The following is a 23730-nucleotide window of genomic DNA, read 5'->3' as shown; positions in this document are numbered from 1 at the left end:
GACCCGGCCACCGCACCACAGATCCATTTCGGCCAACGACCGAACGCGGGGCTCTCTCACCGCAGAGCGCGAATCCCGTTCGGTCAACGCCGAGCGCGAGTCCCTTTCAACGCCGGCCCCGAATCGCTGTCACCACCGAGCGCCGATCCCTCCCGGTCACTGCCGGAAGATCAGCACGAACGGCGCATCAACCGGCATCCCACCCGGCCCACGGCACACCACCCGTACGCCAGAATTCTGATCCCGGGGTGTAGTCACACAAACGGCATCGCCGCCATACGACGTGACCTGCACGTTCCCGCCATCCCCGAGCACCCCCGGCAGACTCACGCGATAATCCCCCACCGCCGACCGCGTGACCGAATTCGATTGCCCAGCGCTGTTGAACGAATAGACCCCGGTAGCGGTATACCCCGCCTCCGAAGCCCGATCCGCCCGCAGATAGGCCCCCCGCGCCCCGTCCCCGAGCCCCACCGCGAACGACACCGCGAACCGCGAGTCCACCGCCTGTCCGCCCCCGTCCCGGCACCGGACCCGCACGACGAGATAGTTCCCTTCGGGATACGCGAACCACTGCTCCACACCGCACACGGCTGCCGCGTCCCCAACCGCCGTCACCTTCACGGTTCCGCCGGACGCCTGTTCCAGACGACCGAGATAGATCACGTAGGACCCGACGTCGTCCCGGTCCGCCGAGTTGATCCCGCCGGCCGAGTTGTAGCTGTACGCGTCCTCGACCGCCTGACTGCTCCGCCCCGGATCCCCCAGCCGCAGGTAGGCCGCGGTCTCGTCGCCGCCGCGCCGATACCAGTACCGGGCCGAGAACCCGGTGTCCGCGGCCGCCCCGGACCGGTCGAAGCAGGCCACCTCCACCCGCTCGTCGTCACCGTCCGGCCGCCAGTCGGGCAGCGTGCAGATGCGATCGTCTTCGGTCACCGGCGTGACTTCGGCGGCACCGCCGTCCGCACCCAGCCGGCCGAAGGTCACCCGGTAGCGGCCCACGCCCGTACGCTCGACGCGGTTTTCTGATCCGGCCGAATTGCATTGCCCGGCGGGCTGGTAGTGCTCCTCACCGGGCCGGTCGGCGAGCACGTATCCGGACCGTGCGGTCGCCGCTTCCGGGCAGTCCCGGTGCGCCGGTTCGGGCCGGGAGGCCCACGTGATCACCATGATCAGAATCGGAAGCACCCCACCGAGCAGCGCGACGAGCGCGACCAGGGCGCTGATCCGCGGTTCGGATGGCCCGGGCCGCGGCGCGGGCGAGATCCAGTCGCCGACGGAGGTCATCGCCCGGGTTCCGAGCTGATCGATCCGTCGGCGCCAGTCCGCGGCGGTCCGGGCCGGTGTCAACGGCACTCCGCGGCGCCGCACGCTCTCTCCGGGACCGGTTCGGGCGTCGCCGCCGCGCCCGGATCCGTCTGCGCGGGCTCGGTCGCCGGGGCCGGGACCTGCGTCTTCTTCGGTTTCTTCTTGATCGGCTTCGCTGATGGTGCAGCCGGGGCGACGGTCGCCGGCGGGTTCGTTCTTCCCGGCAGAACCGATTTGCGCGTACGGCGGTGAGCGTCCCGCGGTCGCGACGCCGGCGCCGGGTCCGGGGCCCGGGTGGCCGCATGCCCGACATCTCCGGCGACCGGTTCTTCCGCCCGAGCCGTCGGATCGGGCTCCGGAACGTCCTCGGACGGCACCATCTCGTCCCCCGGCAGGATGGTCCGAATCGGACCTTCCGGCATCGGATCCTCCGGCGCCAGCACCGTCCGTCCGGTCGGCGCGGCCCCCGGGGCAGCGTCCGGCGACGGACTCCCCGAGACCGCCGGCAGCCGGTCGGCCACCGGGGTGAGCCCCCGCTCCTCGACGGATTCGCCGCAGCCGGACAGCGTCATCCCGGCCAGAACCGCGGCCACCAAGAGGTTTCGCCCTCGAATCACCGAACCTCCACCACACCCGTCTGATGCTCAAACGACCCACGGCGGGAACGGTGATGCGGCCCGCCCGTCCCGGCTGCCACACTTCTGATCGGTCCTGGTCACCACGAGAACCTCCCGCCCCGGATGAGGAGCGCGCTGAAAATGGCCCTGAACGACGCCGCGAAACTGCTGGGTCAGGCCCGCCACGTCGTGGTCTTCACCGGCGCCGGGATCTCCGCGGAGAGCGGCGTGCCCACGTTCCGCGACGCGCTGACCGGCCTCTGGTCCCGGTTCGACGCGCAGTCGCTGGCCACCCCGCAGGCGTTCCAGGAGGATCCGGAGCTGGTCTGGGGCTGGTACGAGTGGCGCCGCCAGCTGGTCCGGCGGGTCGGCCCGAACGACGGCCATCGGGCTGTCGCCCAACTCGCGGCCCACGTCCCGCAGCTGACCGTGATCACCCAGAACGTCGACGACCTGCACGAACGCGCGGGCTCGACGTCGGTCGTCCACCTGCACGGCAGCCTGTTCGCCCCGCGCTGCGCCACCTGCTCACGCCCGGCGCCGCTCCCGGAGACCGAGGATCAGCCGGACGAGGGTCAGCGCGTCGCACCCCCGCGCTGCGTCCACTGCGGCGGACCGGTCCGCCCCGGGGTCGTCTGGTTCGGCGAGCAGCTCCCGGAGGCCGCCCTGGAGTCCGCCGCCCGCGCCGCCTCCGAGTGCGACGTCCTGCTCACGATCGGCACGTCGGGCCTGGTCTACCCGGCGGCGGAGATTCCCCGGCTGGCCGCCCGCTCGGGTGCCTCGGTCATCCAGGTCAACCCCCGGCCGACCCCGCTGGACCCGATCGCCACCGCCAACCTGGTCGGCCCGGCCGCCGAGATCCTCCCCGCCCTGGTCACCACCGCCTGGGGCTGACCGGGCGCGACTCACGACCGCACTCGTGCGAAGGAATCCGTCTTGACCAGCCTCGCACGGACCGCCGACATGCAGAGACTTCGCTGACTACCCCGACGAAGTCGGGCAGCGGCACCGTCAACGACCCGGCCAACTGCACCTCTCACGAGGTCGACGTCGTGGTGTTCGGCCTGGACGGCGACAACCGGCGACCGCTGCCGGCGGTCGGCGAGGTGAAGTGGGGCGAGAGGATGGGGCTCGGCCACCTCGAGGCGAGCGCTACTTGACCGTCAGGCTGATCCCGAGCCCGTTGGTCCCGGTCGCTGGGTCCCACACGCCGGGGTTGGCCAGGCGGACGGCGTAGGCCGGGGTCGTGGCCAGGCGCGCGGACGGGTCCGGCAGTGACAGTGCCAGCGCATACGTGCCGGCCTTGCGCGGCGCCGTGAACGTCACGGTCAGCGCGGTCGACGCCGACGGTGACCAGTTCCGGACGTCGGTGGTGATCGGGACGGTTGTCGCGGACGGGCCGGACAGCACGAGACGGACCGGCCGGCTCTGGGTCGGCGCCGCGTACCCGTCGTTGGCGATCGTCAGCCGGACGGTGACCGAGCCGCCCGGTCCGACCGTCGCCGGTGCGGTCGCCGCGGCGAGCCGGAGGCGGTAGCCGAGCCGCCGCGACGCCTCGGCCCGCCCGTCCGCGCCCCACGAGTCGAGCACGTCGGCGTTGAACGCCGGGTTCAGGTAGGTCCAGTGGTAGGCCGCCAGTTCGGCCGACGCCGACGTCCACCCGGACCGCGCCGACGGATCGCACGTCTCCCCGCCGACCAGCATCGATGCGCTCTGCGAGGCCATCCACGAGAAGTCCGCGGCGGTCGGGAACGTCCCGTAGTCGTCGGTGCCGGCCAGGAAGCAGTCGTCGTGGATGCCGACCCGGGCGGCCGACCCCGCGGGCACCAGGCGCCGGCGGATCTCCGGGGTGCGGACCTGGATCGGCGCCGGGGTCGCGGCCAGCAGCGCGGCGATCACCTGGCGACGGTCGGACCAGTCGGCCCTGGTGAAGTTGTCCGTGTAGTACCACTCGCCCCAGCGCCCGACGAAGCCCGCCTGCACGGCCGCGAGCAGGTCGGCGTTGGTGGTCAGAATCGGACTCAGCTGCCTGATGTGTTTCACCACCCGGGTGACCGGCGCGTCGGCCGAGTCGTCCGCGGTGTAGGCGAACCGCAGCACCAGTTTCACCCCGGCCTGCCGGGCCGCGGTGAAGTCGGCCGCGATCAGTTTCCGGTCGGCGGCCGACAGGGTGTCCAGGTCGCGGTATTTCTCCAGGTAGATGATGCGATAGACGACGCTTCGCGATAGTGAGGTACGGGCGTCGGCCAGCGCTCCCGCGTCCAGCGCCGCCCACCCGCTGCCGTCGGCCCGCAGGTGGGACTCCGACCAGGTGAAGAATCCGCGCCCCGGGTTCGCGAAGTCCTCGCCGGATACGCCGTACGCGCGGGAAGTGGTGGTTTTGGGGGTTGCCGCGAATGCGGCGCCGGGGGCCAGGAGCACGATGGCCGCCGCGGCAGCCGGGATCAGACGCATGACGGCGACCATCGGTCCTGGTGAGCGCGGCCTGAGGGTTTATCCCGGGAGCGGAAGGTTCCGCAGCGGTCCCTTGCGCACCTTGTTCGAGCCGGTCTTGGGCAGGTCGCCGACGACGTCGACGTAGACCGGGATCTTGTACTTGGCCAGGCGGTCCCGCAGGAACGCGGGGACGTCGCCGGGCGCGAGCGACGAGCCCTGGCGCGGCACGACGAACGCCCGTCCGACCTCGCCCCATTTCGGGTCGGGCACGCCGACGACGGCCACCTCGGCGACCTCGGGATGTTCGAAGATCGCGGCCTCGACCTCGGCCGGGTAGACGTTCTCGCCGCCCGAGATGAACATGTCCTTGGTCCGGTCGACGATGCGGAAGTGGCCGTGTTCGTCGACGACCGCGACGTCCCCGGAGCGGAACCAGCCGCCGTCGGCGAACGCCGCCGCGGTGGCCTGCGGATCGTTCCAGTAACCGGGGGTCACGTTCGGCCCGCGGACCAGCACCTCACCGGGCTCCCCCAGATCGGTTTCGGTCAGATCCGGGCGTACGCAGCGCACGTCGGCGAAGAACACCGGCAGTCCGGCCGACCCGGCGTGCTCCCGGCTCTCCCGGGCCTCCAGGAACGTCGCGCCGGGCGCCGTCTCGGTCATCCCGTAGCCCTGACAGAACAGCAGGCCACGCTCCTGGTAGGTGTGGATCAGCGCCTCCGGGACGGACGCGCCGCCGGTCATCAGGCTGCGGATCGAGCCGAGGTCGGCGTCGGCCCACCGCGGGGACTGGCTGAGTCCGGCGTACATCGTGGAAACGCCGAACATCCAGGTGACGCGGTGCTCGGCGATCAGGTCGAAACAGCCGTCGACGTCCCAGCTCGGCATGATCACCGAGGTGCCGCCCTTGAGGAACGTCGGCAGCAGGCACTGGTCGAGGGCCGCGACGTGGAAGAGCGGGGCGCTGACCAGGGTGACCTCGTCGCCGGCGACGTCGACGCAGACCAGCAGGTTGTAGCAGTTCCAGATCAGGTTGCCGTGGGTGAGCGTGGCGCCCTTGGGGTGGCCGGTGGTCCCCGAGGTGTAGAGGATGACCGCGACGTCATCCAAACCGACTGACTCATCCGGATAAATCGCCTCAAAAAACGGCAGTTCATCGATCGACCAGGTCACCGGCGCGGCAACCGGAGGCATGCCCGGCGCGTGGATCAGCACCGACGCCCCGCTGTGCGCCAACTGGTAATCAATCTCGGTCGCGGTGAGACGGAAGTTCAGCGGCACGAAGATCGCCCCGAGCGTCCACGCGGCGAACATCGTCTCCACGAAAGCCGGATGATTCGGGCCGAGATACGCCACCCGATCACCCCGCCGCACCCCGGCGTCGCGGAGTGCGGCGGCGAGCCGGGCGATCCGCCGGTGCAGCTCGGCGTAGGTCACCCGCCGCTCCCCGAAGATCAGCGCGGTGCGCCCGGGCGACATCGCCGCCCGGCGCGCCGGCCAGGAGCCCAGCCCTGCGTTGTGCATGGTGGGTCCTCAGGCGTACTGGCGGTAGACGGTGCGGGCGACGCAGGCCGGCTTCTCGACGCCGTCGATCTGCACGGTGAAGTCGAACACGCTCTGCGTGCCGCCGGGCACGTCCTCGACGCTGACCACCTTGGCGGCCAGGCGGATCTTCGAGCCGACCCGGACCGGGTGCGGGAAACGCACCTTCTCCAGGCCGTAGTTGACGCCCATCTTGGTCCCCTCGATCCTCAGGAGATCCCCGAACAGGGGAATGACCAGCGACAGCGTCAGGTAGCCGTGCGCGATCGGCCCGCCGAACGGCCCGCCCTGGGCGCGCTCGGGGTCCACGTGGATCCACTGGTGGTCGCCGGTCGCGTCGGCGAACGTGTTCACCCGCTCCTGGGTGATCTCCAGCCACTCGCTGGCGCCGAGGTCCTTGCCCGCGAGGGCCTTGAGCTCGTCGAGCCCGTTCACCACAGTCGTCATTTCGCGTCCTCTCCAAAAAACAGACCAGCGGCATTCAACTTCAAAATCTTTTCCCGTACGGCGTCCTTGAGCTCCAGCTTCGCGAAGTCCGCCAGCCAGCGATCCGGGGTGATGACCGGATAGTCCGAGCCGAACAGCACCTTGTCCTGCAGCAGGCTGTTCGCGTAGCGGACGAGCTGGGGCGGGAAATACTTCGGGGACCAGCCGGACAGGTCGATGTACACGTGCTCCTTGTGCGTGGCGACAGCCAGTGCCTCGTCCTGCCACGGGAACGACGGGTGGGCCAGGATGATCCGCAGATCCGGGAAGTCCACGGCCACGTCGTCGACGAGCATCGGGTTGGAGTACTTGAGCCGGATCCCGCCGCCGCCGCGCACGCCGGCGCCGATCCCGGTCTGGCCGGTGTGGAACAGGGCGACCGCGCCGAGCTCCTCGATCGCCTCGTACAGCGGGTACGCGAGCCGGTCGTCCGGCGCGAACCCCTGGATGCTGGGGTGGAACTTGAAGCCCCGCACCCCGTGCTGCTCGACCAGCCGGCGGGCCTCGCGGACGCCGGCCTTCCCCTTGTGCGGGTCGATGCCGGCGAACGGGATCAGCGTGTCCGGGTGCGCCGCGCAGCTCTCGGCGATCTCCTCGTTGGCGATGCGCGGGTGACCGGTGGCGTGCTCGGCGTCGACGGTGAAGACGACCGCGGCCATCTTCCGCTCGCGGTAGTAGGCGGCCATCTCGTCGATGGTCGGCTGCCGGTGATCATGCGCCTTGAAGTAGTCCGCGGATCTGCCGAGCAGCTCGGGACTCAGGGAACTGTGACCGTCCCGGCTCACCTCGGCGTGCGTGTGCACGTCGATCGCGGTCAGTTGCGAGGTGTCCATGATCAGTTGCCCGGGGCGGCGGGGGCCGGGATGCCGTAGGTCTCCGCCTGGAAGTTCCAGGACCCGGCGATGTCGTCGGCCGGCCATCCGCCGTCCCGGTAGATGATCTCCCTCTCGGCCGGGTGCGACCAGAGCGCCAGCTTGTCGCCGCCGATGCCGATCGCCTGCCCGGTGATGCCCTTGGACGCGTCCGAGGCCAGGAACGTGATCAGCCCGGTGACGTCCTCGACCGTTCCGAGGCCCTCGTCGCGGCGCAGCCAGGCCGGATACGGCCGGCCGGTGCGCTCGGCCTCCTCGATCACCGGCGCGAAGGCCGGGATCGTCTTGGTCATCTCGGTGGCCGCGATCGGTACCACCGCGTTCACCGTGATCTCGCTGCGGGCCAGTTCCAATGCCCAGGTCCGGGCCATCGCCGCGATACCGGCCTTGGCCGCCGCGTAGTTCGTCTGCCCGAAGTTCCCGCGCTGCCCGGCCGGCGACCCGATCAGGATGATCCGCCCGCCCGTGCCCTGCTCGCGCATCCGGATCGCGGCGGCCCGGGCGCAGGTGAACGTGCCCCGCAGGTGCGTCCGGATCACCGCGTCGAAGTCGTCGTCGGTCATCTTCCACAGCACCCGGTCGCGCAGGATGCCGGCGTTCGTGATCAGCACGTCGAGCTTGCCGAACGCCTCCACCGCGGCCGCGACCAGCTGCTCGGCGCTCGCGGTGTCGCCGACCGCCGCCGCGACACCGACGGATCCGGGCACCTGAGCCACCGCCGCGTCGACCGCGGCCCGGTCCACGTCGTTGACGACGACGGACGCGCCGGCCGCGGCCAGCGCGGTGGCGTAGGCGAGGCCGAGGCCCCGGCCGCTACCGGTGACGACGGCGACCTTGCCGCTCAGATCCATGTGTTTCAACCTCTCACGAAGATGGTGGGTGGCGCGACGGGTTCGGGCCCCGCAGCCCGTCGAACTCGGCGCGCCACCCACGATTAACAGGATTCCTGTTGATCCCGAGTCTTGATGACGATCAGGTTTCCTGTCAATGGGGTAATGTCGCGGCATCTTCACCGGAACCTCGGAGGGCCCCATGCCGTCGCTGCTCTACCTGGTCAAACAGCTCGAACTGGCGGTCCGCGCCCGCCTCGACGAACTGGTCCGCGGCCACGGCATCACCGCGCTGCAATACACGGCCCTGACCGTCCTCGAACGCCACGACGGCCTGTCCGCGGCCCAACTCGCCCGCGACTCGTTCGTCACCGCCCAATCCATCGCCGACATGGTCCGGGCCTTGGAAACCCGCGGACTCATCCGGCGCGAACGCAACCGCGGCAACCGGCGCGAACTGCTGATCCACCTGACCGAGGAAGGGCGGGCGCTGCTGGCCGCGGTGGCCGATCCGGTCCAGGAGTTGGAGGCCCGGATGACCGCGAAACTGACCGGGACGCAGACCGACGAGCTCCGGCAGAGCCTGGTCAGCGCCTGGCAGTCCCTGTCCTGACCGGCGTGATCGGCGGGAAGGCGGTCTCGATGTCGCGGGCCGCGGCGAGCGCGATGTGCTCGCCGTGCTGGCGGGCGATCACCTGCACGCCCAGCGGCCGGCTCCCGGAGACCCCGGTGGGCACCGCGACGGCGGGCAGGCCGAGGAAGTTGGCCGTGACGAGCAGGCGGTGGGCTTTCCACAGTTCGGTGGTGGCCTCCGGGCCGGACAGGTCGTAGCCGATCACCGGCATCGGCTGCGTGGTGACCGGTCCGAGCACGATCGGGTAGCGGGCGTGGAACGCGCGCCAGGCGGCGGCGTGGACGAAGCGTTCGGCCCACGCGCCCTGGTAGGCCGCGGACGTGTCGAGGAGGTCGACGTCCACGATGTTGTCCTTGAAGTACCGGACCGTGCCGGCCGACAGCGGCCCGGGGAACACGCCCGGGGTGAGCAGCATCGGCGCGTTCTCGGTCGAGGAGAGCTGCCGCCAGATCGTCGCGCACCGGTCGATCGAGGGCGGTTCGACCTCCTCGACCTCCCAGCCGGCGGCGGCCAGTGCGGCGGCGGCGTCCCGGACGGCGGAGGCGACGAGCGGGTCGACGCCCCAGCCGCACGGGTCGGCGGTGACCGCGACGCGGCGCGGGCCGTCGTACCCGGACGGGTGCGGGACCGTCACGCTGAGCGGGTCGAAGTCGTCGGCGCCGTGCATCACGCCGAAGAGCAGGTCCAGGTCGGCGACCGAGCGGGCCAGCGGGCCGTTCACGGCCATGTGCTGGATGGAGAGGGGCAGCGGTTCGACGCCGCGCGACGGGCCGGGCACCCGGCCGGCCGACGGGCGCAGCGCGGTGATCCCGGCGGCGTGCGCGGGCAGGCGCAGCGAGCCGCCGTAGTCGTTGCCGAGCCCGGCCGCGACCATGCCGGTGGCGACCGCGACGGCGTCACCGCCGCTGGAACCGCCGGGTACGCGAGTGGCGTCCCACGGGTTCAGCGTGCGCCCGAACAGGTCGTTGTCGGTGTCCCAGCGCAGTCCGATGTCGGGCATGTTCCCGCGGGCGACCGGGATCGCGCCGGCCGCGAGGAGCTTGTCGACGAAGGTGGCGTTGGCCGGCGGCACGTTGCCGGCCGCGAACGGCAGGCCGGAGGTGGTCGCCGACCAGGTCAGGTCGATGTTCTCCTTGACCGAGATCGGTACGCCGGCGAGCGGGCCCGGGTCCTCCCCGCGGGCGATCCGCTCGTCCAGCGCAGAGGCGGCTTCCCGGGCCCGGTCCGCGAGGACCACGGTCACCGCGTTGACCTGCGGGTTCACTTCGTCGATGCGGGCCAGGTGGTCGTTCACCACGGACCGGGCGGTCATCTTGCCGGCCCGTACCCCGTCGGCGATCTCAGCAGCGGTCAGGTTGGTCATCGGTCGGCCTTTCACGATGCGGGGAGGACGGTGCAGGTCAGGCTGGTGTCGGCGAGGTGGATCCGCTGCTGGTTGGGGATGGTCTTGACGGCCAGCCAGCGGTGCTCGCCGGTGCCGGGAGCGGGCACGAACTCGGGCGCGTCACTGCCGGCCAGCGTCAGCCGCAGCGCGTGACCGGGCGCGAGGCGGTACCCGGTGTGCCCGAGGTCGACCGTCACCGCGACCCCGTCCCCGGGGGCGAGAACGGTCTGCTGTCCGCGAGCGATCAGCCGCGCGCTGCCGTCCGGCGCGACGTCGGTCAGCCGGGCGAACAGGTCGGCCTCCGGCCCGTCCGAGCCGAACACGGTGCTGAGCGTGATCGGCCCGGCCAGGTCGAGCGGTTCCCCGACCGGCGCGCCGGTGAAGACCAGCACGTCGGGGCGGTCGGCGAGGTGCCGCTCGTCCGGGTACTCGGCGAGGAACGAGAAGGCGTCCCCGACCGGCGACGGCACCGGGTCAGCGGCGTCATGCGTCCAGGTCACGACCTCGCCCGGGGCAGCTGAAACACCCAGCCGATCACCCGAAAGACCGAAATCGATCTGGTACGAGGTGAGCGGCGGCCACGCGGCGTCGGCCCGATGACCGGCGTCCCCGGAGCCGGCCAACTGCCAGCGGACACGCGGTATTTCCTTCTCCACACCCTTCAGGAACACGTCGAAGAACTCGACCGCCGGGTCGAGGTAGCGCGGGAGGAACGACGGGTCCCCGTTGCCCGTACGGGGAAGGAAGTGGCTGTTGTTCTCATGGTCGATCGCTTCGAGCAGGAGGTATTCGTTGCGCGCCCACGCCGGCCGTCGCCGCAGTTCGCGGTGGTCGTCCCAGGACCAGGGGGCGCAGTTGTCCCACCAGCCGATCGTCATCAGGACCGGGACGGCCGGCGCGTCGAACGGGTGCCCGGCCGGGAAGCGGCGCAGGTTGACCGGGTGCGGGAACCAGACGTCGTAGGAGGCCGAGCGGCTGCCGACCGCCTCGAAGAACTCCTCGACCTGGGCCGCGAACGGGCGCCGGGACCAGTCGAGTTCCCACTCCAGCATGTCCTGATCGTGGAACATGCTGAGCGGATAGAAGCGGGCAACGCCCATCTCCACGTCGTGCGTGCGCTGCCCGGGGATCGGTCCGGGCAGTTCGCCGAGGCGGGTGCCGGTGACGCGCGGCGCGATGGCCCGCAGCGCCGGGTGGCCGGTGGAGACGGCGGCCCACTGGGTGTAGCCGTAGTACGAGTCGCCCCACATCCCGACGACACCGTCCGACCACTCCTGCTGGATGATCCAGTCGAGGGTGTCGTGGCCGTCGTAGGCCTCGTTGACGAAGAGCAGCGTCTCGCCCTCGGAGCGGAACTTCCCGCGGACGTCCTGGACGACCATGGTGTAGCCGCGCGTGGTGAAGTACTCGGCGATGCGCGGCATGAACGTGTACTCGCCGCACTTGTCGTACGGAAGGCGGGTCAGGATCACCGGCCCGGGTCCGGAAAGGTCCCGGGGCAGGTAGACGTCGGTGGCCAGCCGCACGCCGTCGCGCATGCGCACCATGTGCTGTGTCGCGGCCGGCGAGATCGGGCCGGGCCCGGTCCGGTGCACGGAGAGCGTCATCAGAGCACCTCGAAGAAGCGGATGCACACCTGGCCGGCCTCGCCGCGGGCCAGCCCGACGAAGACCGACTCCTGCAGCCAGCGGTGGGCCGGGGCGTCGGTGCTGAAGACCGGGCTGGTGCGGTAGTAGTACTCGGTCTCCGGGATGTCCTCGCCCGCTTCGACCCGCGCGTCGATCTCGGGCGTGGCCCGCCAGAAGCCGCGGTTCAGGATGTCGATGACCGTGCCGTCGTCGGCGCGCAGCAGGTAGCGGGCTTCGAGCGTGGTCACCTGTCCCCGGGTGGTCGACCAGTCGCCGCCGCCGGCCAGCACGACGCCGTTGAGCCGGGGGCCGGAGACCGTGCCGCCGGTGATCGGGGTGAACATCAGGACCTCGTCCGGACCGCGGCCGACGTGCAGCGTCTCGGCGACGTCGACCCGTGCTTCGAAGGAGAAGACGAGCCGAGGATCGGGCAGTTCAGGCATGACGGTCCTCGTTTTCTTTGCTGAAATGACAATCAATTAAGCTGATGGGTGGCAGAGAGGAGCCGGGATGGGGCGCCCGAGCATGGCCGCGGAACGGACCGAGCAGATCATGCAGGCCACCGCACGTTGCCTGCAGAAGAACGGTCTGGCCGGGACGACGCTGGAGCGCGTCTCCGAGGAGTCCGGGCTGAGCCGCAGCCACGTCCGGCACTACGTCGGGAACCGGGACGATCTGCTGCGCCGGTTCGCCGACTGGCTCTACACCGGTTACGAGGCCGACTTCATCGGCAAGATCGCCGGGGCACCGGGCCGGGAGAAGCTGCCGATCGCGATGGACTATCTGTTCAGCACCGGCTTCCTGCCGATCAGCGACGACGACACGGTGATCCGCGAGCTGATCACGGCCGGGATCGCCGACGAGCGGATCCGGGTCACCATGCAGACCCACTACACGCAGGCGATCCAGTCGGTCGAGGACGCGCTCGCGGCCGAGTATCCGGTGGCCACGCCCGCGGCGCGACGCTCGGTCGCGTACGGATTGTGGTGTCTGGCCATGGGCAACTCGATGATGGCCGAGCTGCAGCTGCCGGTCGCGTCCGGCGGGCTGGTCCGGGCGGCCGCCGAGGCGCTGATCGAGAGGCTCAGCCGGCACGACTGACCCCTCGGGCGGGCACCCAGCCGGGCCGCGGGACGGACGCGATCAGGCGTTTCGTGTAGTCGTGGGCCGGCTCGGAGAGCACCCGTTCCACCTTGCCGGACTCGACGACCCGGCCGCGGTTCATCACCACGACGTCGTCGCAGACGTGCCGGACGACCGACAGGTCATGGGTGATGAACAGGTAGGCGATGCCGGTGGCGGCCCGGGCGTCGACCAGCAGGTTCAGGATCTGGGCCTGGATCGAGACGTCGAGCGCGGCCACCGCCTCGTCGAGGACGAGCAGCCGCGGGTTGGCCGCGAGGGCCCGGGCGATGGCGACGCGCTGGCGCTGGCCGCCGGAGAGCGCCCGGGGCAGGGCGGTCGCGTGCCGTTCGTCGAGCCCGACAAGAGCGAGAAGCTCGGCGATACGGACATTTCGCTGTTCCCGCGATAGATCGGTGTGATGCGCCAGCACTTCGTTCAGGCAGCCGGCGATCGTCTGACGACGGTCCAGCGACTGATAGGGATCCTGGAACACCATCTGCACGGCGCCGCGATCCACCAGCACCGACCCGGACGTCGCCCTCTCCAGGCCGGTGACGATCCGCGCGCACGTCGTCTTGCCCGACCCCGACTCCCCCACCACCGCGAGGGACCCGCCGTACGGGATCTCGAAACTCACCCCGTCCACCGCCACGAACCCGCCCTTGAAGACTTTGCGCAGGTCACGAACCTCAAGCAACATGCGGCGTCTCCTTCGCGAGCAGGTGGCAGGCGGCCAGCCCGGTGTCCAGCGGCAACAGCACCGGACGTTCGTCCCGGCACGGCGAGGCGACATGGGCGCAGCGATCCGCGAAGACGCACCCGGCCGGCACGTCGGACGCCGACTGCGGCGACCCGGGAACGGTCTCCAGCCGCGAGCCCGGCTCGACCGCTCCCGGCCGGGACCGCAGCAGCGCCCGCGTGTACGGGTGCCGGGCGTCCTCGTGCAGCCGGTCCGCGGGCAGGATCTCGACGATCTCCCCGGCGTACATGACCGCGATCCGGTCGCACACCGCGGCCGCCAGTTCCAGGTCGTGCGAGATGAACAGCAGGGCGGTGCCGCGCTTGTGCCGCTGCTCGTTCAGGATGGCCACCACCTCCTCCTGGGTGGTCACGTCGAGCGCGGTGGTCGGCTCGTCGGCCAGGATCAGTTTCGGCTCGGTGGCCAGCGCGGCCGCGATCACGACCCGCTGCAGCAGGCCGCCGGAGAGTTCGTGCGGGCGCTGCCGCATCCGCCGTTCCACGTGGTCGACGCCGACGTCGGCGAGCAGACCGGTCGCGCGGCGGTTCGCGTCCGCGCGGGAGACCCCCTGGTCGCGCAGCACCTCGGTCAGGAAGTCGCCGATCGTCCGTACCGGATTGGTGGTCGCTCTTGGATCTTGAAAGACCATCGCCACGTCACGGGACCGGAGGCGTCGCAGCCCGGCGCCGGTCAGGCCGTTGACCTCGGTGCCGCCGAAGCGGATCGAGCCGGTGACCTCGGCGCCGGCCGGCAGCATGCGCAGCACCGACCTGACCGTCATCGACTTGCCCGAGCCGGACTCGCCGACCAGTCCGACCGCCTCCCCCTCGGCCACCGAGAGGGTGACGTCGCGCAGGATCACCCGCTCGCCGAGCTGAATCCGCAGCTTGTCGAAGGACAGAAGGGTCATGACGCACCACCGCCGAATCGCTGGGCCAGCCGCTCGGCGACCACGGTGAACGCCACCACGGTGATCACCACCGCCACCGCGGCCTCGATGGACTGTTGCGGGAATCCGGCCAGGATGGACGGCTGACCGTTGGCGATCATGAGCCCCCAGTCGGCGGCCGGGGGCTGCTGCCCCAGACCGAGGAACGAGATCGAGGCCAGGTCGATCATGGCGTACCCGAAGCCGATGGCCGCCTGGACCATCAGCAGGGGTGCGAGGTTCGGCAAGAGATGCCTGAGACAGATGTGCCAGGCCGAAAAACCTTGGACCTTGAGGGCTTCGATGTACGGCAGGTGCCGCTCGCGCAGCGCCGCCGCCCGCATCACCCGGGCGATCATCGGCACGAACGCGAGTGACAACGCCACCACCGGCGCCACGAACCCGGCCCCGAAGATCGCGGCGACGGTGATCGCCAGGACCAGCCCGGGGAACGCGAACAGGATGTCGAGCAGCCGGGACACGGCCGCGTCGAACCAGCCGCCGAACCAGGCCGCGGACACCGCGAGCACGGTGCCCATGGTTCCGGCGGCGACGACCACGATCAGCGGGCCGGCCAGGCTCGTCCGGGTGCCGGAGATCAGCCGGGACAGCAGGTCACGCCCGAGATCGTCGGTGCCCAGCGGGTGGGCGCCGGAGAACGCCGCGTACGCGTCGAGCGGGTCGACCGCGTTCGGATCGTGCGGCGTGAGCCAGGGTGCGAACAGCGCGATCAGCACGGCCGACCCGCAGATCAGCAACGCTCCGACGTACACAAATCGGATTTTCCCGATCTTCAAGGAGAAGGCCCGGCCGGTCATGACGAGAGCGGTCACGCCTTCACCAACCGGGGATCGAGAACGGCGTTGAGCAGATCAACCAGCATGTTCACCACCACGAATGCGCTGACCAGCAGCAACGACAACACCTGCACGACGACCAGGTCCTGGCGGGCCGCGCTCTGCACCAGCAGCGACCCGAGCCCACTCACGCCGAACGCCTGTTCCGCGACCGCCGTCCCGGCGAACAGCCCGGCCACGGTCACCCCGGAGACCGCGAGGATCGGCGGCGCCGCGTTGCGCAGCACGTGCCGGCGCAGCACGGCCCGGCCCGGCAGCCCGCGAGCCCGGGCCGCCGCCACGTGATCGGCGGCGAGCTCGGCCCGCACCTCGGTGCGCGTGATCCGGCTGACGTAGGCCAGATATCCGCCGCTCAGGGCCAGTGCCGGCAGCGTCAGGTGGTGGATCCGATCCCAGAATCCGCCGTCGCCCGTCCCGAAAACCGGGAACCAGGACAGCTTCGTCGCGAAGATCCAGATCAGCAGGATCGCGGCCACGAACGCCGGCGCGGCCATCAGCACCGTGGTCGTCACGGTCAGCACGCCGTCCACGATCTTGCCGGCCACCCCGGCGAGCACCCCGAAGGCCACCCCGAAGATCAAAATCAGAATTGAGGCGTACGCGACCAGCAGCGCCGTCGTCCCGATCCGCGCCGAGATGAGCGCGGTCACCGGCTCCTTGAGGATCATCGAGGTCCCCGGATCACCGCCGAGCAGGCCGGCCAGCCAGTGCCCGTACTGCGCCCAGAACGGGTCGTCCAGGTGGTACTGCGCGCGGATCGCGGCCATCGTCTCGGGGGTGACCTGGTGCCCACCGGCCAGCAGGCTGGCCGGGTCACCGGGCGCCAGGTACAACGCCCCGAAGATCACCACGCTGGCGACCGCGACGGTGGCCAGCATGCCGCCGACCTTGCGCGCGACGAACCCGATCACGGCTTGCCGACCCGCGCGGCCCACGCCGAGGAGATGTAGCTGAACGAGGCGGGCGCCCCGGTGATCCGCTTGTTCAGGAACAGCCGGTTGTAGGACTCGGCCAGGGTGATCTGCAGCTTGGCCGGCCCGAAGATCGCCTGCGCGGCCACGAACGCGGTCGCCGACGCGGTCGGGTCGGTCGCCGACACGGCGGTCACGATGTTCTTGGTGACCTCGGCGTCCTCGTAGTTCGTCCAGTTGAACAGCTCGCCCTTGAGCACGAACCCCGGCGCGTAGTAGAGGGCGCCCGGCACTTCGAGGTATCCGGTGGTCGCGATGAAGTCGATGCCCTTGCGCAGCGTGGGGTCGTAGAACAGTCCGGAGAACTCGGCCGCCTGCAACTGCTTGATCGTCATGGTGAGCCCGATCTGCTGGGCCGCGGCCTGCGCGATCGTCGCCGTCTGCAGCAGCGACTGGTCGCCGGCGGGCAGGGCGATGACCAGGTCCTTGCGGCTCGGCGCGGCCTCGGCGACCAGCTGCTCGGCCTTGGCCAGGTCGGCCTTCGAGGTGTCCGGCAGCGCGGCGTAACCGGCGTCGTACACGCTCTTGGCCGGGCTCCCGGCCCAGGCCAGCGGCGGGGTGAACGTCTTGAGCGGACCGCCGGCGCCCTTGAGCACACTGGTCACGAAGCTGGTCTTGTCGATCGCCAGGTCGAGCGCCTGCCGGATCCGCGGGTCGGCGGCCGGGCCGTCGGCGGCGACCGCGCCCAGGCTGAACGTCTCGGTGCTCGGCCCGAAGTACAACTTGCCGGCCGCGGTCTTCTGCAGCGCGGCGATGCTGCCGGCCGGGGCGCCGTAGACCCCGTCCACCTCCCCGGAGAGAAGTGCACTGGTCAGCGTGCTGCTGTCGGTCAGGAAGACGAACTGGAAAGTGGCCGCCCTGGCCTTGTTCGCGGTGTCCCAGTACGCGTCGTTGCGCTTGAGGGTGATCTTCTGCCCGCTCTGCCAGGTGTCCAGCCGGAACGGTCCGGTGCACATCAGGCCGCCACCGGCCGTGCCGAACGCCTGGCCGGCCTTGGTCGCGTACTTCTCCTGGATGATCGCGCCCGGCACCCCGGCCAGGTCGGGGATGAACTGCATGTCCGGCGCCTTGAACGTGACCGTGACCTCGAGCGGGCCGGTCTTGTCGATCGAGCTGACGTTCGCGAACACGTGCGCCGAGTAGGAGGCCAGCTTCGGGTCCTGGTTGCGCTTGAGGCTGTAGACCACGTCCTCGGCGGTCAGCGCCGACCCGTCCCAGAACGTCACCCCGTCCTGCAGCGTGATCACCACGGTGGTGGCGTCCTTCTGCGTGACCGCGGCGGCCAGGCCCGGCGAGGTCGAGTAGTCGGTGTTCAGCCGCAGCAGGCTCTCGCAGAGGTTCGTCTCGACCGTGTTGGCCGAGTAGTCGCCGGTCCGGGCCGGGTCGAGCGACGCCGGCTCACCCGACGGCAGCGCCCAGGTGACGCTGTCCACGTCCCCGGTCGCGGCCGGCGTGGTCTCGGTCAGCTCGATCTTCCCGGCCGGGGTGGCCCCGGAACCCGAGCCCGATCCGCCGCCGCAGCCGGCCACCGCGACGCTCATGGCCAGGGCTGACGCCGCCAACGCTCTTTTGATGATCATCTATGTATCTCCCTGGACTAGGGCACGGGAAGGCGCGCACCACCGGATCGCCGCGGGGACCACGGGCCGGCGACCTGCGGGCTCACCGGCTGTGGCGACGGTCTCAGAGTCGTCTCAAGGCAGTAAATTGTCAATCCTGGAAATCAACGTTTAACGCCGCACCCAGCTACCTGTTGTTCACCTGTTAGCGCCCACCCGGATAGTCCGTCACAGAAGACGAAAAACCACCCACCCCAACCGCCCGCAACGCCGCCGCCGCAGCACACCGGCTGGTGCTGAGGGCTGTTCTGGGGCCCCAGAACAGCCCTCAGCACCAGCCGAGACCGCACGCAACGCCGCGGCCACACCAGGCCGCCCCGCGCCACCGGCACGCCGGCTGGTGCTCACGGCTGTACCCGGGCCAAAAAACAGCCGTGAGCACCAGCTGGGGACGCCGAGCCCGGCTGGGCCGGGTGGGGGTGGTCAGCGGGGGATGATCTGGACGCCGCGGGGTGGGAGGAGGCCGTCGACGCCCAGGTCGACCGGCTCGTCGGTGCGGTTGATCAGGAAGCGGTGGCCCGACCGGATCGCCAGCTCGACCCGTCCCCGCAGCTCAGGGGCCAGTTCGCTGGAGACGGCAGCCCGCTCCAACAGGTCGGGCAGGAGCACACTCAACCCGCGCGGCCCGAGACGCGTGGAGACGTACGCCGCAGATCCTGACCCGATCGCACGCCGCGTGATCGCCGCCCGCCCGGCCTGATCCCCGCTCCGATATTCGGCGAGCACCTCGGTCGCCGGATCGGTCACGTCGAGGTGATCCGTCCAGAGCGTCCCGACCGTCCCGTTCGACAGTTCGACCGTCTCCCCGTCGAGCAGCGGCCCGAATTCCTCGATCCGGATCCCGAGCAGGTCCCGCAGCGCTCCGGGGTATCCACCCGGCCAGATGTGGTCGTTCTGGTCCACGATCCCGGAGAAGTAGGTGGTGACGAGATGCCCGCCCTCGGCCACGTACGCGCCGAGCCGGTCGGCCAGGCTCCCCGGGACCATGTGCAGGATCGGCGCGATGACCATCCGGTGCCGGAGGGGGTCTCCGACCGGTACCACGTCGGCCCGGATCCCCAGGTCGAGCAGCGCGGTGTACCAGTCCAGGGCCTCCTGGTGGTAGCGCAGCCGGTCGGTCGGATGCGAGTCCTGCTCGGCCACCCACCACGACTCCCAGTCGAAGAGGATCGCCACGTCGGCCGGCACCCGGGCGCTCCCGGCCACCGAGGAGAGGGCGGCAAGTCGCGCACCGAGCTCGGCCACTGCGCGAAAGACCGCACTCTGCTCGCCCGCGTGGGGCAGCATCGCTGAGTGGTACTTCTCCGCTCCGGCGCGCGACTGCCGCCACTGGAAGAAGCAGACCGCGTCGGCACCGTGGGCGACGTGGGTCAGCGAGTCGCGGGCCAGCTCTCCGGGTTTCTTGGCCGGGTTGACCGGCTGCCAGTTGACCGCGCTGGTGCTGTGTTCCATGAGGAACCAGGGCTGCCCGCCGGCGAGGTGACCGGTCAGGTTCGCGGAGAAGGACAGTTCGTCGCGGGCCTGCGGGCCGGGCACCACGTAGTGGTCGTTGGCCACGAAGTCGACCTCGCCGGCCCAGGCCGCGTAGTCCATCCGTCGCACGCCCGGCATGACCATGAAGTTCGTGGTCACCGGCACGTCCGGGGTGAACTTGCGCAGCACGGCCCGCTCGGCCCGGTAGTACTCGCGCAGCGCGTAGTCGGAGAACCGCTGGAAGTCGAGCAGACAGGTCGGGTTGATCTGGGCGGCGGCCTGCCGGGGCGGGATGATCTGCGCCCAGTCGGTGTAGCGCTGCGACCAGAAGTCGGTGCCCCACGCCTCGTTGAGGGCGGTCAGGGTGCCGTACCGGTGGCGCAGCCAGTGCCGGAAGGCCGCGGCCGCGTCGTCGGAGAAGTCGTGGCCGTTGTGCGCGCCGAGCTCGTTGCCGACGTGCCAGGCGGCCAGCGCCGGGTGCCCCGCGTAGCGCAGGGCCAGCTCACGGACCAGGCGCAGGGCGTGCTCGCGGAAGATCGGCGAGGTCGGCCGCCAGTGCTGCCGCCCGCCGGGCCACACGGTGTTCCCCCGCTGATCGATCAAGAGAATTTCCGGGTACGCGGTGGTCAGCCACGGCGGTGGCGAAGCGGTCGCGGTGGCCAGGTCGGCCAGGATGCCCCCGCCGTGCAGCAGGTCCATCACCTCGTCGAGCCAGGCGAAGTCCCACCGGTCGGGCCCGGGTTGCAGGCGTGCCCAGGAGAAGATGCCGACCGAGACGATGGTCACGCCGGCCGCGCGCATCGCCCGTACGTCCTCGGGCCAGACCTCTCGTGGCCACTGCTCGGGGTTGTAGTCGGCGCCGTACTCCAGCCGTGCCTGTCCGGCGCGCCGGAGCCAGCGCCGGTTCTCCGCGTTGCCCACGAGAGATCACCTTACGGCGAGCACGTCACTACCAGGAGTTCTCCGCCCGGCCGGGTCGCGGCCGATAGGAGCGGCGTGCAGACCCGCGGACCCGAAGCCGGTGACGGCGCATGATCGGTCGTGCCACGGGCGGAATACGCCATCTGTGGTGGATCTACCTGCTGACGACGTCCGCGCTCGCGGTCGTCTACGTCACCGTGCCGTTCAACGCCGGGACGCGGTGGATCTACGTCGTGGTGAACAGCACCGCGCCGATCGCCACCTGGGTCGGCCTGCGCGGTCACGTCCCGCAGCGCCGGGGCGGCTGGCTGGTGATCGGTCTCGGACTGGCCTTCTCGGCCGGCGGCGACGTGATCTTCGCGCTGCACACCGCCCGGGGCGCCCAGCCGGCGTTCCCGTCCGGCGCCGACGTGCTGTACCTGTTCGGTCACCTGACCATCGCGGCCGGTACGGCGATGCTCGCCTCCCGCGCCGGCCGGACCGCTTTCGTCGACGCCGCGGTGATCCTGTCCCCGCTGGCCAGCCTCGCCTGGATCCTGGTGGTGGACCCGACGGTGACCGTCGGCGGCAGCCTGAGCGCCCGGTTCTTCGCCATGTCGGCCCCGGTCAACACGCTGATCGTGGTCTACTGCGCGCTCGCCCTGGCCCTCGGTGTGGAACTGCGCACCCCGGGCGTGCGCTGGCTGCTGTCGGGGCTGGTGGCCTGGTTCGTGTCGGACGCCTTCTACACGCATCAGGGCCTGACCGGTACGTACAAGGAAGGCGGTCTGATCGATCTGGGCTGGATGGCGATGCCGATTCTGCTCGGCACGGCCGCCCTGCACCCGTCGATGGTGGCGACCACGCCGCGGCGTTCCGCGGTGACGACCCTGACCCTGACCCGGGCGCTGATCCTGTTCGGCGCCGCGCTGCTGCTGCCGTGCGTGCACCTGCTCTGGGAGCCGCCGTCGGACACCCCGCTGGTGCTCGGCTCGGCCATGTCGATGGCGCTTGTCGCGTTCCGGCTGGCCGCCCCGATCCACGAGCTGTCCTGGCGGGCCGGGCACGATCCGCTGACCGGGCTGGTCAACCGCAGCCTGCTGATGGACCGGCTGGCGCTGGCGCTCAGCTCGATGCACACCGAGCCGAACGCCCGGGTCGGGCTGCTCTTCTGCGACCTCGACCACTTCAAGGACGTCAACGACAGTCTCGGTCATGACGCCGGTGACCAGCTGCTGACCGAGATCAGCACCCGGTTGCGGGACGCGGTCCGGGACACCGACGTGGTGTGCCGGCTCGGCGGCGACGAGTTCGTGATCCTGATGCCGGAGACGACCGAGGAGCAGGCGGCCGAGATCGCCGGGCGGGTCGCCGACAATCTGGGCCGGCCGATGCGGCTCTCCGACGGCACCGAGTTCTTCGCGTCGCTGTCGATCGGGCTACGCACCACCGGCGACCGCGACGCCGACCCGGACGCCCTGGTGCAGGACGCCGACACGGCGATGTACCAGGCCAAGGCGGCCGGCCGGGGCCGGATGGTGCGCTTCGACGCGGAGATCCGGGCCGAGGCGGCCCAGCGGCTGCGCCTGGACGCCGATCTGCGCCGCGCGCTGACCCACCCGGGCGAGCTGTTCTGCGTCTACCAGCCGGTGTTCCGGGTCGACGACGGCCGGTTGAGCTCGGTCGAGGCGCTGGTCCGCTGGCAGCACCCGGTCGACGGGGTCCTGCCGCCGGTGGTGTTCGTCCCGATCGCCGAGGCGGCCGGCACGATCGCGCAGGTCTTCGCGGTGGTGCTCGAACAGTCCCTGACCGAGCAGCGCGGCTGGTTCGACCGGACCGGCCGGTGGATCCCGGTCGCGGTCAACCTGTCGCCGCGCCAGCTCGACCAGTCCACCGCCCAGTTCGTGCTGACCGCGCTCGAACGCACCGGCACGCCGCCGGACATGCTCACCCTGGAACTGACCGAGACCGGGATGGCCGAGCCGGAGACGGTCGAGGGCGCACTCGGCCCGCTGCGCCGGGCCGGGGTGAAGATCGCCGTGGACGACTTCGGCACCGGCTACTCGTCGATGGCCCGGGTCGCCGACCACGGCTGGGACGTGGTGAAGATCGACCGGGCGTTCGTGGCCGGCATCCACCGGGACCAGGCTCGCACGTCGCTGGCCGACGCGATGGTCAAGATGGCGCACGCCCTCGGCATGGTGACCGTCGCCGAGGGCGTCGACAACGCCGCCGACCTGCAGGTTCTCGCGCGGCTGGGCTGCGAGTTCGCGCAGGGTTACCTGCTGTCGCACCCGGTCGCGGCCGACGGCATCCTGGAGCTGGCCCAGGTCGAGCCGCGCGAGTCGGTCGAGTTACGCCCCGGCCGCGTCGAGGCGGGCGAGCTGACCGGCGTCGAGCTTGACGTCGAGGGCCGGGAGCAGGTCGTCTAGCTGCGCGGGGGTCCTCGGCCCGATCAGCGGGACCACCGACGGCGCGGTCTGGTGCAGCAGCCAGGCCAGCACCGTGCGATTCGGCGTCGAACCAACTTCAAGGGCAACCTCTTTGAGTACGGCGAGACGCGCGTCCGTGTCCGGCCCGGCGTAGCTCTCCAGGGCCCAGGCGCCGGTCCGCTCGGCCGCCGGGTCGTCGTAGACGCCCTTGAGGATCGGCGAGTACGCGACCAGCTGCAGGTCACGATGCCCGTCCAGGTAGTCCAGCTGCTCGGCCCCGACGATCGACGCGGACGCGTTGCCGGCCTTGGCCCGCAGGTAGGAGTGCTGCTGCTGGAGCGCGACGGGCGCCGCCCAGCCGTGCCGGTCGCACAGCTGCCGGATCGCCTCCAGCCGCCACGTGCGCACGTTGGACCAGCCCAGGTACCGGGTCTTACCGGCCTTGACCAGCCCGTCGAGCGCTTCCAGGGTCTCCTCCAGCGGCGTCGCCAGGTCGTCGACGTGCACGTAGTAGAGGTCGACGTGGTCGGTGCCGAGCCGCCGCAGGCTGCCGTCGAGCGCATGCCGCAGCGTGTCCCCGCCGGCCCCGGCGAAGGTCCGGCGTGCCAGTTCCCAGTTCGCGCTGCCGTCGGCGTTCCAGAGCTCTTCCGAGTACGCCGGGACGGCGGTGCCCTTCGTCGCGAGGAAGACCTGGTCACGCCGCCCCTTCAGGTAACGGCCGAGCAGTTCCTCGCTCTCCCCGCCCCGGCTGCCGCGCCGGGCCCACCACTCGTAGCAGTCCGCGGTGTCCAGGAACGTGCCGCCGGCGTCGCGGAAGCGGTCCAGGATGCGGATCGCGTCGGGCTCGCTCGTGGCGTTGCCCATCTGCATGGCGCCGAGCGCGAGGTGGCTGACGCGGGTGCCGGTTTGCCCCAGTTCGATCATTTCCATGACTCGACGCTATGACCTG

Annotated in this window: 22 protein-coding genes; 5 read left to right on the top strand and 17 right to left on the bottom strand. The window is 70.8% G+C overall.

Going from position 1 to position 23730, the window contains the following annotated elements; genetic code table 11:
* Positions 1 to 156: 156 nt before the first annotated feature.
* Positions 157 to 1092, bottom strand: a complete 936-nt coding sequence (locus ACSHV8_RS04280) for a hypothetical protein (protein ID WP_436529579.1) — start codon at positions 1090 to 1092, stop codon at positions 157 to 159.
* A 76-nt stretch (positions 1093 to 1168) separates the two neighbouring features.
* On the opposite strand from ACSHV8_RS04280, the gene ACSHV8_RS04275 reads away from it, so the two are divergent.
* Positions 1169 to 1306, top strand: coding sequence for a hypothetical protein (locus ACSHV8_RS04275; RefSeq protein ID WP_436529577.1), 138 nt, complete (start codon positions 1169 to 1171; stop codon positions 1304 to 1306).
* A gap of 40 nt (positions 1307 to 1346) precedes the next feature.
* Here ACSHV8_RS04275 and ACSHV8_RS04270 read toward each other — a convergent pair whose 3' ends face one another.
* Positions 1347 to 1901, bottom strand: coding sequence for a hypothetical protein (locus ACSHV8_RS04270; RefSeq protein WP_436529575.1), 555 nt, complete (start codon positions 1899 to 1901; stop codon positions 1347 to 1349).
* A gap of 165 nt (positions 1902 to 2066) precedes the next feature.
* On the opposite strand from ACSHV8_RS04270, the gene ACSHV8_RS04265 reads away from it, so the two are divergent.
* Entirely contained in the window at positions 2067 to 2819 is a 753-nt protein-coding gene (locus tag ACSHV8_RS04265; RefSeq protein WP_436529573.1) for an SIR2 family NAD-dependent protein deacylase, read from the top strand.
* 258 nt (positions 2820 to 3077) lie between these two features.
* Here the strand turns inward: ACSHV8_RS04265 and ACSHV8_RS04260 are convergent, their stop codons facing one another.
* From ACSHV8_RS04260 to ACSHV8_RS04240, 5 genes are read right to left on the bottom strand one after another with little or no spacing between them, the layout of a single operon-like run.
* Positions 3078 to 4379, bottom strand: coding sequence for a DUF4832 domain-containing protein (locus ACSHV8_RS04260; protein WP_436529571.1), 1302 nt, complete (start codon positions 4377 to 4379; stop codon positions 3078 to 3080).
* 39 nt (positions 4380 to 4418) lie between these two features.
* Positions 4419 to 5885 (bottom strand): acyl-CoA synthetase, encoded by a 1467-nt coding sequence (locus ACSHV8_RS04255; RefSeq protein WP_436529569.1) that lies wholly within the window; start codon positions 5883 to 5885, stop codon positions 4419 to 4421.
* A 9-nt stretch (positions 5886 to 5894) separates the two neighbouring features.
* On the bottom strand, positions 5895 to 6350 hold the full coding sequence (locus ACSHV8_RS04250; protein ID WP_436529567.1) for a MaoC family dehydratase: 456 nt from the start codon (positions 6348 to 6350) through the stop codon (positions 5895 to 5897).
* Complete coding sequence (locus ACSHV8_RS04245; RefSeq protein WP_436529565.1) at positions 6347 to 7222, bottom strand: amidohydrolase family protein; 876 nt, start codon at positions 7220 to 7222, stop codon at positions 6347 to 6349. The genes ACSHV8_RS04250 and ACSHV8_RS04245 overlap by 4 nt, the downstream gene beginning before the upstream one ends.
* A 2-nt stretch (positions 7223 to 7224) precedes the next feature.
* Complete coding sequence (locus tag ACSHV8_RS04240; RefSeq protein ID WP_436529563.1) at positions 7225 to 8112, bottom strand: SDR family oxidoreductase; 888 nt, start codon at positions 8110 to 8112, stop codon at positions 7225 to 7227.
* Positions 8113 to 8293: 181 nt separating this feature from the next.
* On the opposite strand from ACSHV8_RS04240, the gene ACSHV8_RS04235 reads away from it, so the two are divergent.
* Entirely contained in the window at positions 8294 to 8704 is a 411-nt protein-coding gene (locus tag ACSHV8_RS04235; RefSeq protein ID WP_436529561.1) for a MarR family winged helix-turn-helix transcriptional regulator, read from the top strand.
* Here the strand turns inward: ACSHV8_RS04235 and ACSHV8_RS04230 are convergent.
* The 3 genes from ACSHV8_RS04230 to ACSHV8_RS04220 are packed head-to-tail and all read right to left on the bottom strand — an operon-like array spanning position 8679 to position 12180.
* Positions 8679 to 10088: an amidase gene (locus ACSHV8_RS04230; protein WP_436529559.1), complete on the bottom strand. Its 1410-nt coding sequence runs from the start codon at positions 10086 to 10088 to the stop codon at positions 8679 to 8681. The genes ACSHV8_RS04235 and ACSHV8_RS04230 overlap by 26 nt on opposite strands.
* Positions 10089 to 10099: 11 nt before the next feature.
* Positions 10100 to 11716 carry a CocE/NonD family hydrolase gene (locus ACSHV8_RS04225; RefSeq protein WP_436529558.1) on the bottom strand — a complete coding sequence of 539 codons (1617 nt, stop codon included), beginning with the start codon at positions 11714 to 11716 and terminating at the stop codon, positions 10100 to 10102.
* Positions 11716 to 12180 carry a DUF3237 domain-containing protein gene (locus tag ACSHV8_RS04220; RefSeq protein ID WP_436529556.1) on the bottom strand — a complete coding sequence of 155 codons (465 nt, stop codon included), beginning with the start codon at positions 12178 to 12180 and terminating at the stop codon, positions 11716 to 11718. The genes ACSHV8_RS04225 and ACSHV8_RS04220 overlap by 1 nt, the downstream gene beginning before the upstream one ends.
* A gap of 67 nt (positions 12181 to 12247) precedes the next feature.
* On the opposite strand from ACSHV8_RS04220, the gene ACSHV8_RS04215 reads away from it, so the two are divergent.
* Positions 12248 to 12838, top strand: coding sequence for a TetR/AcrR family transcriptional regulator (locus ACSHV8_RS04215; protein WP_436529554.1), 591 nt, complete (start codon positions 12248 to 12250; stop codon positions 12836 to 12838).
* Here the strand turns inward: ACSHV8_RS04215 and ACSHV8_RS04210 are convergent.
* From ACSHV8_RS04210 to ACSHV8_RS04185, 6 genes are all read right to left on the bottom strand, one after another.
* Positions 12822 to 13562: an ABC transporter ATP-binding protein gene (locus ACSHV8_RS04210; protein ID WP_436529552.1), complete on the bottom strand. Its 741-nt coding sequence runs from the start codon at positions 13560 to 13562 to the stop codon at positions 12822 to 12824. The genes ACSHV8_RS04215 and ACSHV8_RS04210 overlap by 17 nt on opposite strands.
* The gene (locus tag ACSHV8_RS04205; protein ID WP_436529550.1) at positions 13552 to 14511 is read right to left on the bottom strand and encodes an ABC transporter ATP-binding protein; all 960 of its coding nucleotides are present in this window, start codon (positions 14509 to 14511) and stop codon (positions 13552 to 13554) included. The genes ACSHV8_RS04210 and ACSHV8_RS04205 overlap by 11 nt, the downstream gene beginning before the upstream one ends.
* On the bottom strand, positions 14508 to 15362 hold the full coding sequence (locus tag ACSHV8_RS04200) for an ABC transporter permease (RefSeq protein WP_436529548.1): 855 nt from the start codon (positions 15360 to 15362) through the stop codon (positions 14508 to 14510). Before ACSHV8_RS04200 ends, ACSHV8_RS04205 begins: the two co-directional genes overlap by 4 nt.
* Positions 15359 to 16297, bottom strand: a complete 939-nt coding sequence (locus tag ACSHV8_RS04195) for an ABC transporter permease (protein WP_436529546.1) — start codon at positions 16295 to 16297, stop codon at positions 15359 to 15361. The genes ACSHV8_RS04200 and ACSHV8_RS04195 overlap by 4 nt, the downstream gene beginning before the upstream one ends.
* A complete protein-coding gene (locus ACSHV8_RS04190; RefSeq protein ID WP_436529544.1) occupies positions 16294 to 17937 on the bottom strand; it encodes an ABC transporter substrate-binding protein in 1644 nt (547 codons plus the stop codon). Before ACSHV8_RS04190 ends, ACSHV8_RS04195 begins: the two co-directional genes overlap by 4 nt.
* A 462-nt stretch (positions 17938 to 18399) precedes the next feature.
* Positions 18400 to 20370 (bottom strand): beta-galactosidase, encoded by a 1971-nt coding sequence (locus ACSHV8_RS04185; protein WP_436529542.1) that lies wholly within the window; start codon positions 20368 to 20370, stop codon positions 18400 to 18402.
* Positions 20371 to 20480: 110 nt separating this feature from the next.
* Here ACSHV8_RS04185 and ACSHV8_RS04180 point away from each other — a divergent pair, with 110 nt between their 5' ends.
* The gene (locus tag ACSHV8_RS04180; protein ID WP_436529540.1) at positions 20481 to 22781 is read left to right on the top strand and encodes a putative bifunctional diguanylate cyclase/phosphodiesterase; all 2301 of its coding nucleotides are present in this window, start codon (positions 20481 to 20483) and stop codon (positions 22779 to 22781) included.
* On the opposite strand, the gene ACSHV8_RS04175 is transcribed toward ACSHV8_RS04180, so the two are convergent.
* Complete coding sequence (locus tag ACSHV8_RS04175; protein WP_436529538.1) at positions 22704 to 23711, bottom strand: aldo/keto reductase; 1008 nt, start codon at positions 23709 to 23711, stop codon at positions 22704 to 22706. The genes ACSHV8_RS04180 and ACSHV8_RS04175 overlap by 78 nt on opposite strands.
* Positions 23712 to 23730: the final 19 nt, after the last annotated feature.

Origin of the sequence: Actinoplanes sp. HUAS TT8, from assembly GCF_051380535.1 — a bacterium.
Classification (GTDB): domain Bacteria; phylum Actinomycetota; class Actinomycetes; order Mycobacteriales; family Micromonosporaceae; genus Actinoplanes.
Note: the sequence above shows the minus strand (reverse complement) of the source record. Positions and strands in the feature narration are given on the sequence as shown.

Bases quoted from the DNA above. Each gene is read 5' to 3' on its own strand.
- ACSHV8_RS04240 (WP_436529563.1), bottom strand. From the start codon at position 8,112: ATGGATCTGAGCGGCAAGGTCGCCGTCGTCACCGGTAGCGGCCGGGGC.
- ACSHV8_RS04255 (WP_436529569.1), bottom strand. From the start codon at position 5,885: ATGCACAACGCAGGGCTGGGCTCCTGGCCGGCGCGCCGGGCGGCGATG.
- ACSHV8_RS04175 (WP_436529538.1), bottom strand. From the start codon at position 23,711: ATGGAAATGATCGAACTGGGGCAAACCGGCACCCGCGTCAGCCACCTC.
- ACSHV8_RS04210 (WP_436529552.1), bottom strand. From the start codon at position 13,562: ATGTTGCTTGAGGTTCGTGACCTGCGCAAAGTCTTCAAGGGCGGGTTC.
- ACSHV8_RS04180 (WP_436529540.1), top strand. From the start codon at position 20,481: ATGATCGGTCGTGCCACGGGCGGAATACGCCATCTGTGGTGGATCTAC.
- ACSHV8_RS04235 (WP_436529561.1), top strand. From the start codon at position 8,294: ATGCCGTCGCTGCTCTACCTGGTCAAACAGCTCGAACTGGCGGTCCGC.
- ACSHV8_RS04265 (WP_436529573.1), top strand. From the start codon at position 2,067: ATGGCCCTGAACGACGCCGCGAAACTGCTGGGTCAGGCCCGCCACGTC.
- ACSHV8_RS04225 (WP_436529558.1), bottom strand. From the start codon at position 11,716: ATGACGCTCTCCGTGCACCGGACCGGGCCCGGCCCGATCTCGCCGGCC.
- ACSHV8_RS04190 (WP_436529544.1), bottom strand. From the start codon at position 17,937: ATGATCATCAAAAGAGCGTTGGCGGCGTCAGCCCTGGCCATGAGCGTC.
- ACSHV8_RS04220 (WP_436529556.1), bottom strand. From the start codon at position 12,180: ATGCCTGAACTGCCCGATCCTCGGCTCGTCTTCTCCTTCGAAGCACGG.
- ACSHV8_RS04250 (WP_436529567.1), bottom strand. From the start codon at position 6,350: ATGACGACTGTGGTGAACGGGCTCGACGAGCTCAAGGCCCTCGCGGGC.
- ACSHV8_RS04215 (WP_436529554.1), top strand. From the start codon at position 12,248: ATGGGGCGCCCGAGCATGGCCGCGGAACGGACCGAGCAGATCATGCAG.
- ACSHV8_RS04205 (WP_436529550.1), bottom strand. From the start codon at position 14,511: ATGACCCTTCTGTCCTTCGACAAGCTGCGGATTCAGCTCGGCGAGCGG.
- ACSHV8_RS04260 (WP_436529571.1), bottom strand. From the start codon at position 4,379: ATGCGTCTGATCCCGGCTGCCGCGGCGGCCATCGTGCTCCTGGCCCCC.
- ACSHV8_RS04230 (WP_436529559.1), bottom strand. From the start codon at position 10,088: ATGACCAACCTGACCGCTGCTGAGATCGCCGACGGGGTACGGGCCGGC.
- ACSHV8_RS04275 (WP_436529577.1), top strand. From the start codon at position 1,169: ATGATCAGAATCGGAAGCACCCCACCGAGCAGCGCGACGAGCGCGACC.
- ACSHV8_RS04245 (WP_436529565.1), bottom strand. From the start codon at position 7,222: ATGGACACCTCGCAACTGACCGCGATCGACGTGCACACGCACGCCGAG.